General features: G+C 62.2%; 15 protein-coding genes and 3 tRNA genes. 4 read left to right on the forward strand and 14 right to left on the reverse strand.

The window, feature by feature from the left end; all coding sequences use genetic code 11:
- Positions 1 to 69 precede the first annotated feature (69 nt).
- The 14 genes from ACWHXP_RS19960 to ACWHXP_RS20025 all read right to left on the reverse strand — a co-directional run bounded on the left by ACWHXP_RS19960 (position 70) and on the right by ACWHXP_RS20025 (position 12245).
- Positions 70 to 144 (reverse strand) — tRNA-Thr (locus tag ACWHXP_RS19960).
- A 46-nt stretch (positions 145 to 190) separates the two neighbouring features.
- Positions 191 to 264: transfer RNA gene (locus ACWHXP_RS19965), tRNA-Gly, on the reverse strand.
- A gap of 79 nt (positions 265 to 343) precedes the next feature.
- Positions 344 to 429 (reverse strand) — tRNA-Tyr (locus ACWHXP_RS19970).
- A 128-nt stretch (positions 430 to 557) separates the two neighbouring features.
- The gene (locus ACWHXP_RS19975; protein WP_039790490.1) at positions 558 to 1820 is read right to left on the reverse strand and encodes an AmpG family muropeptide MFS transporter; all 1263 of its coding nucleotides are present in this window, start codon (positions 1818 to 1820) and stop codon (positions 558 to 560) included.
- A gap of 129 nt (positions 1821 to 1949) precedes the next feature.
- Positions 1950 to 2552, reverse strand: a complete 603-nt coding sequence (gene metW, locus ACWHXP_RS19980; RefSeq protein ID WP_034337480.1) for a methionine biosynthesis protein MetW — start codon at positions 2550 to 2552, stop codon at positions 1950 to 1952.
- Entirely contained in the window at positions 2549 to 3688 is a 1140-nt protein-coding gene (gene metX / locus ACWHXP_RS19985; protein ID WP_034337477.1) for a homoserine O-succinyltransferase MetX, read from the reverse strand. The genes metW and metX overlap by 4 nt, the downstream gene beginning before the upstream one ends.
- Before the next feature lie 318 nt (positions 3689 to 4006).
- Positions 4007 to 5797 carry a phosphoenolpyruvate--protein phosphotransferase gene (gene ptsP, locus ACWHXP_RS19990; RefSeq protein WP_489624353.1) on the reverse strand — a complete coding sequence of 597 codons (1791 nt, stop codon included), beginning with the start codon at positions 5795 to 5797 and terminating at the stop codon, positions 4007 to 4009.
- Positions 5798 to 6046: 249 nt separating this feature from the next.
- Positions 6047 to 6316: an HPr family phosphocarrier protein gene (locus ACWHXP_RS19995; protein ID WP_489624352.1), complete on the reverse strand. Its 270-nt coding sequence runs from the start codon at positions 6314 to 6316 to the stop codon at positions 6047 to 6049.
- Positions 6317 to 6373: 57 nt separating this feature from the next.
- Entirely contained in the window at positions 6374 to 6784 is a 411-nt protein-coding gene (locus tag ACWHXP_RS20000; RefSeq protein ID WP_008334083.1) for a PTS sugar transporter subunit IIA, read from the reverse strand.
- Positions 6785 to 6849: 65 nt separating this feature from the next.
- On the reverse strand, positions 6850 to 7818 hold the full coding sequence (gshB, locus tag ACWHXP_RS20005; RefSeq protein WP_489624351.1) for a glutathione synthase: 969 nt from the start codon (positions 7816 to 7818) through the stop codon (positions 6850 to 6852).
- 38 nt (positions 7819 to 7856) lie between these two features.
- Positions 7857 to 9155 (reverse strand): glutamate--cysteine ligase, encoded by a 1299-nt coding sequence (gene gshA / locus ACWHXP_RS20010; RefSeq protein ID WP_034335012.1) that lies wholly within the window; start codon positions 9153 to 9155, stop codon positions 7857 to 7859.
- Positions 9156 to 9560: 405 nt separating this feature from the next.
- Complete coding sequence (locus ACWHXP_RS20015) at positions 9561 to 11096, reverse strand: ammonium transporter (RefSeq protein WP_134134532.1); 1536 nt, start codon at positions 11094 to 11096, stop codon at positions 9561 to 9563.
- Positions 11097 to 11111: 15 nt separating this feature from the next.
- Positions 11112 to 11450 (reverse strand): P-II family nitrogen regulator, encoded by a 339-nt coding sequence (locus ACWHXP_RS20020; RefSeq protein WP_006713297.1) that lies wholly within the window; start codon positions 11448 to 11450, stop codon positions 11112 to 11114.
- 12 nt (positions 11451 to 11462) lie between these two features.
- Positions 11463 to 12245: a TorF family putative porin gene (locus ACWHXP_RS20025; protein WP_034334997.1), complete on the reverse strand. Its 783-nt coding sequence runs from the start codon at positions 12243 to 12245 to the stop codon at positions 11463 to 11465.
- 165 nt (positions 12246 to 12410) lie between these two features.
- Between ACWHXP_RS20025 and ACWHXP_RS20030 the strand changes: the two genes are divergently transcribed.
- From ACWHXP_RS20030 to ACWHXP_RS20045, 4 genes are all read left to right on the forward strand, one after another.
- Complete coding sequence (locus tag ACWHXP_RS20030) at positions 12411 to 12641, forward strand: hypothetical protein (RefSeq protein ID WP_489635226.1); 231 nt, start codon at positions 12411 to 12413, stop codon at positions 12639 to 12641.
- A gap of 58 nt (positions 12642 to 12699) precedes the next feature.
- Positions 12700 to 12945, forward strand: coding sequence for an accessory factor UbiK family protein (locus ACWHXP_RS20035; protein WP_121037228.1), 246 nt, complete (start codon positions 12700 to 12702; stop codon positions 12943 to 12945).
- Between the two features lie 73 nt (positions 12946 to 13018).
- Positions 13019 to 14515, forward strand: coding sequence for a YifB family Mg chelatase-like AAA ATPase (locus ACWHXP_RS20040; RefSeq protein WP_489635225.1), 1497 nt, complete (start codon positions 13019 to 13021; stop codon positions 14513 to 14515).
- Between the two features lie 158 nt (positions 14516 to 14673).
- Positions 14674 to 15303: a LysE family translocator gene (locus ACWHXP_RS20045; RefSeq protein WP_489635224.1), complete on the forward strand. Its 630-nt coding sequence runs from the start codon at positions 14674 to 14676 to the stop codon at positions 15301 to 15303.
- Positions 15304 to 15434: the final 131 nt, after the last annotated feature.

Genomic DNA, 15434 nt, shown 5'->3' on the forward strand with positions numbered 1-15434 from the left:
AAATTTGATGAGAATGTCCAGGCAACACGCCCGACTGATTACTGACTTGTCAGCGATACGACGAGAAACTGGTGCCCTTGACGTGGATTGAACACGTGGCCTCTCCCTTACCAAGGGAGTGCTCTACCACTGAGCTACAAGGGCATTTTTCCGACTGCACAACAACCAAACATGCAACCGGACCAAAACTTGGAGCGGGTGAAGGGAATCGAACCCTCGTCTTAAGCTTGGAAGGCTTCAGCTCTACCATTGAGCTACACCCGCGAGGAAACTACGTTCACTTCACAACCGCCGCGTCTTTCGATCGCGTATGTACTGCAGACTGCTTTGACTCCCGGCCTATTGGTGGAGAGGGCTGGATTCGAACCAGCGTACTCGTAAGAGGGCAGATTTACAGTCTGCTGCCATTAACCACTCGGCCACCTCTCCGTGCAGGGAACTCAAAACTATAGAGGAACATCTCTAGACTGTCAACTAAATTTTCGCTTCAGGGCAAAATATTTTATCAACTGCCGGATATTGCTCAGAGGAACGACCCGCGACGTTTTTTCGAATCTTCAGGCTTTTTGTGTCTGCGACTCAACCGGCTTTTCATTCCAGGGCGCAATTCTAGGCAACATCAGCATTCCAGGCAAGGCCAGAACGAAACAAATTAGAAAAAAATTTAACCAGCCGGTGTCGGCGACGATGTAACCCACCGAAGAATTCACAAAAGTTCGAGGCACGGCCATCAAACTGGTGAACAAAGCAAACTGCGTGGCGGTGTAGCGCGGATCGGTCTCACGCATGATGTAGGCCACGAAGGCCGTGGTCCCCAGGCCCACACCAAAGGCTTCCAGCCCGATCACCACCGCCAGCACCGGCAGGCTGGCACCGACGTGGGCCAGCCAGGCAAACCCGAGGATGGGTACCGCCTGCAGTACCCCGAACACCCACAGCCCGCGATTGATACCCAGCCGTACCATCCAGATGCCGCCGATGATGCCGCCGGCCACGCTGGCCCACAGGCTGGTCGTCTTGGAGACCACGCCGATCTCCGTCATCGAGAAGCCGAGGTCGATGTAGAACTTGGTGGCCAGCGCCGTGGCCATGCTGTCGCCCAGCTTGTAGAGGAAGATGAAGCCCAGCACCCACAGCGCATTGCCCCAGCCGCCCCGGGCGATGAATTCGCGGAAAGGCAGCACCACGGCTTCAGTCAGGCTCTTGGGTGGCGTCCCGTAGACCTTGGGCTCCTTCACCACCAGCGAGCACAGCAGCCCCGGCAGCATGAAGGCTGCAGTGATCCAGAACACGGTCGGCCATGGCATCTGGTCGGCCAGCACCAGCGACAGCGCGCCCGGCACCATGCCGGAGAGCTTGTAGGCATTGACGTGGATGGCGCTGCCCAGGCCCAGTTCGGCTTCGGGCAGGATCTCGCGCCGGTAGGCATCGATGGCGATGTCCTGGCTGGCCGAGAGAAAGGCCACCACCGAGGCCATGAAGGCAATCGTGCTCACGTCAGTGAGCGGATCGAGCATGCCCATGCCGCCGATAGCCAGGAACAGCAGCAGCTGGGTAAACACCATCCAGCCGCGCCGGCGACCGATGCGGCCGAAGTGGAAGCGGTCCATGAGCGGCGACCAGACGAACTTCCAGGTGTAGGGGAACATCACCAGCGCAAACAGCCCGAGTGTCTTGACGTTCAAGCCGGACTTGGCCAGCCAGGCCTGCAACAGGCTCAGCAGGATGAACAGCGGAAGGCCGGAAGTGAATCCGAGGAAGACGCAGATCAGCATGCGCCGGTTCAGGTATTGCTGCCAGGAAGCGGCGGGTGCGGTCATGGGCGGATCAGCTCGAAAAACGCGAAACATGAAACAAAAACCGCCGGTCGCCAGCGATAGGCACTGCCGGACCGGCGTCTGCGGGGCATGGTGAAGCTCTTTGCAAAAACTTGGCGATGCGATTTCAGCTTATTTCTTGCGCAGCCGGAAGACCGCCAGGCTGCCGCGCCAGTTCGGGAAGTAGCGCACGGGCTTGCCATCCTTGAGGGCCACGCATTCCAGCACTTCCAGGCCCAGCTCGTTGGCCAGCGCCTCAAAGTCCCTGATCGTGGCGCAGCGCAGGTTCGGCGTATCGTACCACTGGTAGGGCAGGCTTCTGGACACCGGCATGCGTCCGCGCAGCAGCGCCACGCGGTGCGGCCAGTAGGCGAAGTTGGGGAAGGACACCGTCACCTCGCGCCCGACCCGGGCGATCTCGCGCAAGGTCCCCTCCACATCCTTGACCATCTGCAGCGCCGACAGGCACAGCACGGTATCGAAGGCATTGTCCTCGAACATGGCCAGGCCACCGTTCAGGTCCTGCTGAATCACCGAGACATTGCGCGCCACGCACTTGGGGATCTGCTCATCGTCGATCTCCACACCATAACCCGAGCAGCCCTTGTCGGATTGCAGATAGTCCAGCATCACGCCATCGCCGCAGCCCAGATCCAGCACCTGCGACTTCTCGCGCACCCAGTGGGCGATGAAGGCCAGGTCGGGGCGCAGCGCGCTCAATTGTTCGAAAGTCATGCGCGGCCCTCCTGCTGCAGTTCAGTCCAGATGCTTCCGTAGTACTCGCGCACCACCTTCATGTAGCGCGCATCGTCCAGCAGGAAAGCGTCATGCCCGTGCGGGGCGTCGATTTCGGCATAGCTCACGCGGCGCTTGTTGGCCACCAGCGCCTGCACCATCTCGCGGCTGCGTTCGGGCGAGAAGCGCCAGTCGGTCGTGAAGGACACCAGCAGGAACTTGGCCTTCGTGCGGGCGAAAGCGCGCGCCAGGTCGCCACCGAATTCGCGCGCCGGATCGAAGTAGTCCAGTGCCTTGGTGATGAGCAGATAGGTGTTGGCGTCGAAGTAGGTCGAGAACTTGTCGCCCTGGTAGCGCAGGTAGGATTCGATCTCGAAATCCACACCATAACCGAACTGGTACTCGCCCGAGCGCAGGTCACGGCCGAATTTCTCGGCCATGTCGTCGTCCGACAGGTAGGTGATGTGGCCCACCATGCGTGCCACCCGCAGGCCATTTTTGGGCACCACGCCGTGCGCATAGAAATCGCCACCGTGGTACTGGGGATCGGTCAGGATGGCCTGGCGCGCCACGTCGTTGAAGGCGATGTTCTGCGCCGACAGCTTGGGCGTGGAGGCGATCACCAGACAGTGGCGCAGGCGGTCCGGATACATCATGCTCCAGGCCAGCGCCTGCATGCCGCCCAGCGAGCCGCCCATGACGGCGGCAAAGCAGTCAATGCCGAGCCGGTCGGCCAGGCGCGCCTGGGCGTTGACCCAGTCTTCCACCGTCACCACCGGGAAGTCTGCGCCATAGGGCTGGCCGGTAGCCGGGTTCGGATGCATCGGCCCGGTCGAGCCAAAACAGGAACCCAAGTTGTTCACGCCAATGACGAAGAAGCGGTCGGTGTCCAGCGACTTGCCGGGACCGACCATGTTGTCCCACCAGCCCACGTTGTCCGGGGCATCGGCGTAGACGCCAGCCACGTGATGTGAAGCATTGAGCGCATGGCAGACCAGCACGGCATTGGATTTGTCGGCATTCAAGGTGCCGTAGGTTTCATAGGTCAGCGAGTAGTCCGCCAGCGCGGCACCGCTTTGCAGCGGCAGCGGCTCGGCGAAATGCATGACCTGGGGCGATACGATTCCGATCGACATGATTGTTCTGCGTAAGTGACTCGGCGCCAGCCGGCTCCGGGGAGCGGCATTGGCGGTCGCTTCGCCGGGCGGCGTGGCCAGTCTCGTGCGCGGGCAACAAAAAAGCCCGGAAGCAGTGCTTGCGGGCTCACTCATCGATGGGGCGGGGCAGTCTTGGGAGGAACAGCTGATCCAAGCTCGCTTTAGCCGCATTTAGATGGGATCAGGATCCCGGCGCCCGCAAGCTGAAGTTGGTCAAACCGTTCAAATCGGCGCAGTGGCGTAAGAATACCCAAGTCGGGCAGGCCCGTCAAACGGCCCTGCCCGGCTCCCTTGCGGCTAGCGGCGGCGCGCCGCCACCTTGGCTTCGGCCACGGCCGGCTCGGCGTGCAAGGCTTGCAACTGCGCCATGGCCGCACTGATGGCAGCGGGCTCGGTGGCACGCAGGACCTTCTTGACCTGCGGCTCCAGCAGGCGCAAGTCGCTGTTGAGGATCTCGTTCTTCACCGACAGGATCTGCGAGGGATGCATGGAGAACTCCAGCAGCCCCATGCCCAGCAGCAGGCGTGTCCATTTCAGGTCACCGGCCATTTCGCCGCACACCGACACCGGAATGCCCGCCTTGCGGCCTTGTGAAATCACGGTCGAGAGCAGGAACAGCACCGCCGGATGCAGCGGATCGTAGAGATGCGCCACCTCATGGTCCACGCGGTCAATGGCCAGGGTGTACTGAATCAGGTCGTTGGTGCCGATGGAAAGGAAGTCCAGCCGCTTGATGAACAAGGGCAGCGCCAAAGCGGCCGCCGGAATCTCGATCATGGCACCGACCGGGATCTCTTCATCGAACTTCTGCTTGCGGTCGCGCAGCTGCTGCTTGGCCTGTTCGATCATGGCCAGGGTCTGGTCGATCTCGAAGGCATGCGCCATCATCGGCACCAGCAGCTTGATCGGACCATAGGCCGACGCCCGCAGGATGGCCCGCAGCTGCGTCAGGAACATCTGCGGCTCGGACAGGCAGTAGCGGATGGCGCGCAAACCCAGCGCCGGGTTCAGGGCGGTTTCCTCATCCTCGTCCAGCGGCTTGTCGGCCCCCACGTCCAGGGTACGGATGGTGACCACCCTGCCCTTCATGGCGATGACGGCCTGCTTGTAGGATTCGAACTGCTCATCCTCGCTGGGGAATTTCTCCAGATGCCCGGCCCGCCCCATGAACAGGAATTCCGACCGGAACAGCCCGATACCCATCGCGCCCGCCTCGAAGGCGTTGGCGGCATCGTTGGGCAGCTCGATGTTGGCCAGGAGCGTGATCGGTTCGCCATCCTGGGTGATGGCCGGGGTTTTCTTGAGACGTGAAAGTTTCTTCCGCTCGCGCAGCAGCCGTTCCTGCCGTGCGCGGTACTGCGCCAATACCAGCGGGGAAGGATCGACGATGACCACACCGGCGTCGCCATCGATGATGAGCACATCATCGTGCTTCACCAGCACCGACGCATTGTGCATGCCGACGGCTGCCGGAATGGCCAGGCTGCGCGCCACAATGGCGGTGTGCGAGTTGGGACCGCCCAGGTCGGTGACGAAGCCGGCGAAGGCGCTCTCGCGGAACTGCAGCATGTCGGCCGGCGAGATGTCGTGGGCCACCACGATGATGTTGGCGGCGGCCTCGCCGGTGGGCGGCAGGTGGGTGGCGCTGCCGGTCAGGATCTTGAGGATGCGCTCGCCGACCTGCTGGATGTCGGCCTTGCGCTCGCGCAGGTAAGGGTCTTCGATCTCGTCGAACTGGGCCGACAATTCCTCGATCTGGGTCACCAGCGCCCATTCGGCGTTGTAGTAGCGGTGCCGGATGATGTCCTGCGGCACCTCGGCCAGCATCGGATCCGACAAAATGAGCGAATGCACATCAATGAACGCGCCCAGCTCGGGCGGCGCATCCTTGGGCAATTCCGAGCGGATGATATGAAGTTCCTGGTGCACCGCCTTGACCGCGCTGCGCAAGCGGTCGATCTCGGCCTCGACCTGGTCGGGCGCGATCAGGTAGTGTTTGACGTCCAGTGCGGCCGGCGCCATCAAGTGCGCGCGTCCGATGGCGATGCCTTGCGACACCGCGATTCCATGTAAGCTGAATGAAGCCATCGCGTATCTCCTGCCTGTTTTCTTATAGTCCGCCGTGTTGCCTGCGCGCGGTAGCTGGAGCAAGTTACCGAACAATGTACGGTTTGGCAATCAGGACCGGGCGCGACACACTGAAGACAGATGGACAGGCAGCGTATATGAACATTGTTTCAGCCCGCACAGGAAATGCGCGGGCCTTGACATATCGCAAGAAGCATTCCAGCCGCGCCGCAGTGTTGCGGCGCAATACCGCCAGCGCGGTGAAGGGGCTTACTGGCCTTCGCCGAACTTGTCGGCGATCAGCGCTTCCAGGGCGGTGAAGCATTCCTGCTCATCGGCGCCGTTGGTTTCCAGGGTGACGATGCTGCCCTTGCCAGCGGCCAGCATCATCACGCCCATGATGGACTTGGCATTGACGCGGCGCTTGTTGAAGGTCAGCCAGACTTCGCTCTTGAACTTGCCGGCCAGTTGGGTCAGCTTGGCCGAGGCGCGTGCATGCAGGCCCAGCTTGTTGACGATTTCGAGTTCTCTTTGAATCATGTTCTGCTTTCGTTTTTATCGTATTGGCGCGGTTCGATGCAGCCGGGCAAGCAAGGTTCAGGCCGAGGCCGCCACCCGGATGCGGTTGTCGATCCGCACCGCACCATTCTGGCCCCCTGCCAGCGCCATTTCCACCACTACATCCAGCGTATCGTTACGGTAGGTCAGCGCCCGCAGCAGCATGGGCAGACTGATGCCGGCGATCACCTGGACGTTGCCCAAGCCGCACAGGAAGCCCGTACAGTTGGAGGGCGTGCCGCCCATCACATCGGTGATGACCAGTACGCCGCTGCCATCATCGAGGCGTCCGACCGCCTCGATGGCCAGTTTTTGCACTTCCGCCGGGTTCTGGTCGGCGATCACGTCGATCGCCTCCATCCGTTCGGGGCGGCCGCGGAAAACGTGCGTGGCGGCGGCCAGGAAAGCTTGCCCCAGCGGGGCGTGCGTCAAGAGAAGAATACCAACCATGGAATTGTTGCCATCTGTTGCGACGCGCTTTTCCCCGAGCAGCCCGTCATGCTCTGTCGATCCCATTATCCGACCGACCCTCTAACCTCTGCTGCCCCTGCGGCTGCCTCCAGCGCGTCCACGAACATCGCCGCCACATCAAAGCCGGTCTGCTGGGTAATTTCCTGGAAGCAGGTCGGGCTGGTGACGTTGATTTCGGTGAGATAGTCGCCGATAGCGTCCAATCCTACCAGTAACAGGCCACGTTGATACAAGATCGGCCCCAAAGCCTCGCCGATCTCGATGTCGCGAGCCGATGCCGGCTGCGCTTTGCCCAGACCGCCTGCGGCCAGGTTGCCGCGCACCTCGTTGCCCTGCGGAATGCGTGCCAGCACATTGGGCACCACCTTGCCGCCGATCAGGAGAATGCGCTTGTCGCCTGCGCTGATCTGGGGAATGAAACGCTGCGCCATGATCGTGCGTTGACCGTTGTCGGTCAGGGTTTCGATGATGGAGCCCAGATTCATGCCATCGGCCTTGACGCGGAAGATCCCCATGCCGCCCATGCCGTCGAGCGGCTTCAGGATCACGTCCTGGTGCTCGTCGTGGAAGGCGCGCAGGCGCTTGGCGTCGCGCGTGACCAGGGTCGGCGCGGTGTACTGCGGGAACTGGGCAATGGCCAGTTTCTCGTTGTGGCTGCGGATGGCGGCCGGCTTGTTGAATACGCGCGCCCCCTGCTTCTCGGCCAGCTCCAGCAAGTACGTCGTGTAGATGTACTCCATGTCGAAGGGCGGATCCTTGCGCACGATCACCGCATCGAATTCGGAGAGGAAGGACGACGCCGGCTTGTCGGCACGGTACCAGTCATCGGCCTCGCCGGTCAGCGTGATCTTGAAGGCATTGGCAGTCACCAGGCCGTTTTCCAGCACCAGGTCGCCCTGTTCGAAGGCGTAGATGCTGTGTCCGCGGCGTGCGGCCTCGCGCATCATGGCGAAGGTGGAATCCTTGTACGTCTTGAACGTATCCAGAGGATCGGCGAGGAAAGCGATTTTCATGAGGCTGGGGTCCTGTTGAGCCTGGCAAAGGCGCGATATTAATAAACTTCCGGGTTGGGGTCGGTCTTTTCCATCTCCACCGAGGCGGCCAGCAGCGCCAGTCGCGCCACCACGCCATACATGTAGAAACGGTTGGGCGCGGCCGTGCCCGGCTTGGCATGCATGTCAGGCAGGGCATGCTGCTGGGCGAACGCCAGCGGCACGAAATGCGCACCGGGGGCGTTCAGGTTTTCGTTCACGCCACGTTCGGCGTGCACGCGGTAGAAACCGCCCACCACATAGCGGTCGATCATGTAGACCACCGGCTCGGCCACGGCCTGGTTGATGCGCTCGAAGGAGTGCACACCTTCCTGCACGATCACTTCCGAGACTTCCAGGCCTTCCTTGCCGGCCAGCATGCCGGTGCGCTGCTTGCGGTTGAGGTCCTTGATCTCGCTGGCATCCTTGACCGCCATGATGCCCATGCCATAGGTGCCGGCATTGGCCTTGATGAAGACGAAGGGCTGTTCCTTGATGCCGTATTCCTTGTACTTCTTGCGGATTTTCGACAGCAGCGAGGACACGCTGTCGGCCAGCGCGTCGGTGCCGGTGTTCTCCTGGAAGTCGATGTCGCTGACCTTGGCGAAGAGCGGGTTGAGCATCCAGGGGTCGACCTCGACCATTTTGGAAAACTTCTTCACCACTTCATCGTAGGCGGCAAAGTGGTTGCTCTTGCGGCGCAGCGCCCAGCCCGCGTGCAGCGGCGGCAGGACGCTTTGTTCATGCAGCCCTTCCAGCACCGAGGGAATGCCGCTGGAGAGGTCATTGTTGAGCAGCACCGTACAGGGGTCGAAGTTCTTCAGGCCCAAGCGGCGGCCGTTGGCCGAGCGCTCCAGCGGTTCCAGCGTAATGTGGGTGCCGTCGGGCAGTTCGATCTGCTGCGGCTTCGTTGCGCCTTGGGCCAGCGTACCCAGGCGCACGTTCAGCCCGGTCTGGCGGAAGATCTGCATCAGGCGGCCGATGTTCTGCAGGTAGAAGGTATTGCCGGGCTGGGTTTCCGGAATCAGCAGCAGGTTGCGCGCATCCGGGCAGTATTTCTCGATGGCTGCCATGGCCGCTTGCACCGCCAGCGGCAGCATTTCCGGCGAGAGGTTGTTGAAGCCGCCCGGGAACAGGTTGGTATCGACCGGTGCCAGCTTGAACCCGGCATTGCGCAGGTCCACCGAGCAATAGAAGGGCGGCGTGTGCTCCTGCCACTCCATGCGGAACCAGCGTTCGATGGCCGGCGTGGCACCCAGGATTTTCTTCTCCAGCTCCAGCAGGGGACCATTCAGAGCGGTGACGAGATGCGGGACCATAAAAGACCTTAACAATATGTAAATGCCGGCAGCGAGCTTCGATTTTAGCGGATTCCTGAAACCGTGTTGCGACGCAGTAGACGCCGCTGTTGCCATTTCAGCAAAGCCGGGATCCGGCCACGGTCGCTGCAAAGGCGTGGCCGGGAGTGTTCACATGGCGATGATGGCGGCATTTTAAAGAGTCCGACTCAAATACTCGGGAATTATCCCCCTGCGACGCGGCAATGCATCAGGAAACCGCTTTACCTGAAGGAAATGGCAAAAAAACGACAGCTTGACTCCCTGGCAAGCTTGCATCCTCTTCATGTCGTGAAGCCTGCAAATGAAAAAAGGCACCCGAAGGTGCCTTGTAAAGAGGCCGTTTCCAGCCCCGAAGGAATACTGCAGACTCAGTACGACAGATGCTTAGTGGTAGGCCGATTCGCCGTGGCTGGAGATGTCCAGGCCTTCGCGTTCTTCTTCCTCGGTCACACGCAGGCCGATGACGACGTCGACGATCTTGTAGGCGATGAAGGAAACCACACCCGACAGGATCACGGTGGTCAGCACGCCCTGGAACTGGATCCAGACCTGGCCGCCGATGGAGTAATCCGGAGCAACGGCGTTGGCCACGTAGTCGTAGATGCCGGTGCCGCCCAGGCTGGGCGCTGCGAACACGCCGGTCAGGATGGCGCCCAGGATGCCGCCCACGCCGTGCACGCCGAAGACGTCCAGTGCATCGTCCGAACCCAGGATCTTCTTCAGGCCGCTCACGCCCCACAGGCACAGCAGGCCGGCCAGCAGGCCCATGACTACGGCACCGATGACGCCCACGAAGCCGGCCGCCGGGGTGATCGCCACCAGACCGGCGACGGCGCCCGAAGCAGCACCCAGCATGGAAGGCTTGCCCTTGCCGATCCATTCGCCGAAGCTCCAGGACAAGACCGCGGCAGCAGTGGCCAGGATGGTGTTGACGAAGGCCAGGGCAGCAGTGCCGTTGGCTTCCAGACCGGAGCCGGCGTTGAAGCCGAACCAGCCGAACCACAGCAGCGAGGCACCGACCATGGTCAGGGTCAGGCTATGCGGCTTGAAGGCTTCCTTGCCGAAACCGATACGCTTGCCGATCACGTAGGAACCCACCAGGCCGGCGATGGCGGCATTGATGTGCACCACGGTGCCACCAGCGTAATCCAGCGCGCCCTTCTGGAACAGCCAGCCCGAGATGGCGGTCGCCTTTTCAGCGGCGGCGGTATCGGTGAAGGCGTCCGGACCCGGCCAGAACCAGACCATGTGGGCCATCGGCAGGTAGGAGAAGGTGAACCACAGGATCGAGAACAGGATCACGGCGGAGAACTTCACGCGCTCGGCGAAGGCACCGATGATCAGCGCCACGGTGATGGCGGCAAACGCACCCTGGAAGGCGACGAAGACCAGTTCCGGAATGACCACGCCCTTGCTGAAGGTAGCGGTGTTGGAGTCACCGGTCAGGCCGTGCAGGAACAGGCGATCAAAGCCGCCGAAGAAGGCGCTGCCCTCGGTGAACGCGATGCTGTAGCCGTAGACGAACCACAGGATGTAGATCAGCGAGAAGATCATGAAGCACTGCATCAGCACCGACAGCATGTTCTTGCTGCGCACCAGGCCGCCGTAGAACAGGCCCAGGCCTGGCAGGGTCATCAGGATGACGAAAGCGGTACACACCAGCATCCAGGCAGTGTCGCCCTTGTTGGGGACCGGAGCCGGAGCAGCAGCGGCTGCGGCCGGCGCTGCAGGGGCAGCGGCAGCCGGGGCAGCTGCTTCAGCCTTGGGCGCAGCCGGAGCGGCAGCGGCCGGGGCAGCGGCGGTGGCCGCTGCGGCTTCAGGCTTGGGCGCGTCCTGCGCCTGGGCCGGAGCGGTAAAACCTACCGCCAACAACAGCGCGCCAATGGCGAGCGCGCCGGAAAACATTTTCTTCATGCTCATTAGAATTCCCCTTTTTTACAGAGCGTCTTTACCGGTCTCGCCGGTACGGATACGGATCACGTCCAGCAAGTCCTGGACGAAGATCTTGCCGTCGCCGATCTTGCCGGTGCGGGCGGCGGTCTCGATGGCTTCCAGGGCGCGTTCGACGATGGCGTCGTCCACGGCGGCCTCGATCTTGGTCTTGGGCAGGAAATCCACCACATACTCGGCACCGCGATACAGCTCGGTATGGCCTTTCTGACGACCGAAGCCCTTGACTTCAGTCACGGTGATGCCTTGCACACCGATGGCCGAGAGGGCTTCACGCACCTCATCCAGCTTGAACGGTTTGATGATCGCAGTGATCAGTTTCATACGAACCTCTTGTTAGAAAGTTTTGCTGATGGAGAAGACGAAGCCGTTCTTGCCGACGTTCTTGGCGCCATCCGATGCCGGGGTGGTGGTCACGCCGTCCTTCAGGTCGGTACCGACGTAGGCCAGGCCCAGGGTGATGCCGGCTGCCTCGTCGAAGGTCTTGGACAGGCCGATCTTCCAGTCGGTGTAGCTGAAGTCGTTGGGGTTGCCGCGCACGCTCTGGTGACCGACATGCAGACCCAGCATCACGCCGTAGTAGGTCTCGATGTTGGCACCCAGGTCGAAGTACTGGCTGTACTTGCTGTTGACGGCGCCGAACAGGTTGGTCAGCGATTGCGAATACTTGAAGTAAGCCGGACCGTAGCCGACCTGGCCATACAGTTCGAAGGTGTTGGCGTTCTTGGCACCGCTGTTGGCCAGGGTGTTGCCCGGGTAGTAGTAGTACAGGCCGCCGACGTCATAGGTGAAGCCGCCGCCGATGTCGCCGCGCTTGCCGCCGTAGATGTCCCACTCGACGTCACCCTTGGTGTCGGTACCGGTCAGGGTGCCCGCGTCCTTGATCCACTTGATGTTGGTCAGCCAGGTCCCGGCGTAGAGGCCGGTCGGGTTGTGCGTGTAGTCAGCGCCAACCTGCAGGGCCGGATCAAAGCGGGTCTGGGTCAGGCCACGATAGCGGTAGTCGCTCACCACGGCAGCGTTGAAGCTCAGTTCATTGTCCGGCTTGGCGTCTTCTGCGCGGGCCACGGTAGAAACGAAGGATGCGGCGATGGCTGTTGCAAGAATCAGTTTCTTCATGACTTTCCCTCTGGTTTATGTTTTAACAATAAAGTCGGTTTTTTGTCTTTGCCCAGACTCATTAGCAGGAGCCGTGCCATGTCCGTTCGGCAAGGCAGACTTGTCTTTTTGCGTGAAACCAGAGATTTGCAACGATTTTTTTCGAGATCAGCTTCAAAATAGTGCATGCGCCACCCAAATGCACGCTACTGGTGCGATATTGATGGTTTTTTATCAATCCTGCATCAAACGCGGCGAACACATTTTGGTGCGCGGGTGGCGGGCGAAGCAAAGATCACCAAGTCGGAGCATTTCCTGCAGGAAAATTCACTGCATTTCAGCGCGTTTTCTGCCCGTTTTGAAGCGCTGGCCGGCACCTGTTGGCAAAAATGCGGTCTCAGCGGGACATCCCGGTAGGAGGATGGGCGGGAAACCGCTAAACTTGCAGTACAGCTATCTGCCAAGGAGATCCGACATGGACAAGCCCCCATTTTTTGAAGACCTGCAATCCAAGATCAACAAGGCGATCGAGAACTCTCCGGCCAAGGACATCGAGAAGAACGTCAAGGCCATGCTGAGTCAGGGTTTTGCCAAGCTGGACCTGGTCACGCGCGAGGAATTCGACGTCCAGGCCCAGGTACTGGCCAAGACCCGTGCCCGCCTGGAGGCGCTGGAAGCGCGTGTTGCCGAGCTTGAGGCTCAGCAAAAACAGAATCCATGACCCTGGCCCGGACACTTTTCTCTTTCCCTCCCCCTTCCCTTCTTTCTGCTGACCAGCTGCCGGGTTCATCGCGATGAGCCTGGCAGTATTGCGCAGCCGCGCCTTGGCCGGCATGAGCGCCCCGCCGGTGACGGTCGAGGTGCATCTGGCCAATGGCTTGCCGGCCTTCACCATCGTCGGACTCCCCGAAGCCGAGGTGAAGGAAGCCAAGGACCGCGTCCGGGCGGCGCTGCAAAACGCCCGGTTTGAATTCCCCGCCCGCCGCATTACCGTCAACCTGGCCCCCGCCGACCTGCCCATCGCCCTGGGCATCCTGGCCGCCTCCGAACAGATGCCTGCGGATCGTCTGGACGACCACGAATATGCCGGCGAACTGTCGCTGTCGGGCCAGCTGCTGCCCATTCGCGGCGCGCTGGCCATGACCTGCGCCATGCAGCGCGAGCAGCAGCAGGATGGCCACCGGCGCAGCTTCATCCTGCCGGCCGCCAATGCCGACGAAGCCGCACTGCTGCCCGAGGCGCAAATCCTCCCGGCGACCTCCTTGCTGGACGTCTGCACCCACTTCAGCACGCGCGATCCCGCGGCCCGGCTGCAGCGGCACCAGCCGCAGCCGGGCGGCAAGCGGGCGGCCTATCCGGATTTCAGCGATATCAAGGGGCAATTGCAGGCCCGGCGCGCCATGGAAGTGGCCGCGGCGGGCCAGCACAGCCTGCTGCTGGTTGGCCCGCCCGGTGCCGGCAAGTCGATGCTGGCGACCCGCTTTCCCGGGATCCTGCCGCCGATGACGCAGGACGAAGCGCTGGAATCCGCCGCAGTGCAATCCTTGAGCGGCAGTTTCGACATCGCGCGCTGGCGGCAGCGGCCTTATCGGGCGCCGCACCACACCGCCTCCGCCGTGGCACTGGTCGGCGGCGGCAGTTCGCCCAGGCCGGGTGAAATCTCGCTGGCACATCATGGGGTCCTGTTCATGGACGAGATCGCCGAATATCCCCGCAGCGTGCTGGATGTGCTGCGCCAGCCGATGGAGTCCGGCCACATCGTGATCTCGCGGGCGGCGCGGCAGGCGCAATTCCCGGCACGATTCCAGTTGATCGCGGCCATGAATCCCTGTCCGTGCGGACAGTATGGCGACAGCCAGGGCCGCTGCCGCTGCACGCCGGAACTGGTCAAGCGCTACCAGGCGCGCTTGTCCGGCCCGCTGCTGGACCGCATCGACATGCAACTGCACGTCAACGCCCTTAGCCCCGCCGAACTGGCCGTCCAGCAGCCGGGTGAAACCAGCGCGGCCATCGCGGAACGGGTCGCGCGCGCCTTTGAACGACAGCGCCAGCGCCAGGGCAAACCCAACAGCCAGCTGGGGGGTAGCGAAATCGACCGGCACTGCCAGCTCGATGTGGCGGCGGCCCAACTGCTGCAAGCCGCCATGCTGCGGCTGAACTGGTCGGCGCGGGCCTATCACCGGGTGCTGAAACTGGCGTGCACCATCGCCGATCTGGCGGAGTCCGATGTAATCACACAGGCGCATGTGGCCGAGGCAGTGCAATACCGGCGGACGCTGGCCGGCAATTGAGCGGCAACGGATCTGTCCCGGCAGACAAGAGCATTCCCCTGTTGCGCCATGCAAGAGCACCGTCTGTATCTTCTCCCTCGGCCGGCCGGGCTTTAGCCTTGCAATTCACACGGCATCGACTGCCGCCCCCACCTGCCGACCGAAAGAGGATCATCGCCATGCCCACTGTCTCCACCCTGCTGGCCTTCGCCGCCCTCTGCCTGGGCATGGTGCTCACCCCCGGCCCCAACATGCTTTATCTGGTCTCGCGTTCGGTCTGCCAGGGCCGCAAGGCCGGGTTGATCTCGCTGGCCGGAATCGCGCTGGGACTGGTGTTCTACATGCTCTGTACCGCGCTGGGCATCAGCGCCCTGCTGATGACCCTGCCCCTGGCCTACGACGCGCTGCGCCTGGCGGGAGCGCTCTACCTGCTCTACCTGGCCTGGCAAGCCCTCAAGCCAGGCGGCCGATCGCCGTTTGCCCTGCGCCCCCTGCCCCCGGACAGCCCACGCAAACTCTTCAGCATGGGTCTGCTGACCAGCCTGCTCAATCCCAAGATCGCCGTGATGTATCTGTCGCTGCTACCGCAATTCATCCAGCCCGAGCACGGCAGCGTACTGCTCCAGTCCTTCGCCCTGGGCCTGACGCAGATCGTGGTCGGCGTCAGCATGAACGCCGTGATCACCTTCTCTGCGGCTTCCATCTCGGGCCTGCTGGCTGGCCGTCCACACTGGCAACGCCTGCAGCGCTGGCTGATGGGCAGCGTGCTGGCCGGACTGGCCGTCCATATGCTGATCCAGCGCCGCTGACCCTCCCCCGCCTCACTTCTCGACGTAACGATGCGCTCACCGGGAGCGCATCGCAACGTCGCCTTCTCCCTCGCCTGCCTGCGGCAACGGCGCCAAAGCCGATGATATTCAGTCAACGCACGCCTCGAACG

The organism is Herbaspirillum sp. Her2 (assembly GCF_057961375.1).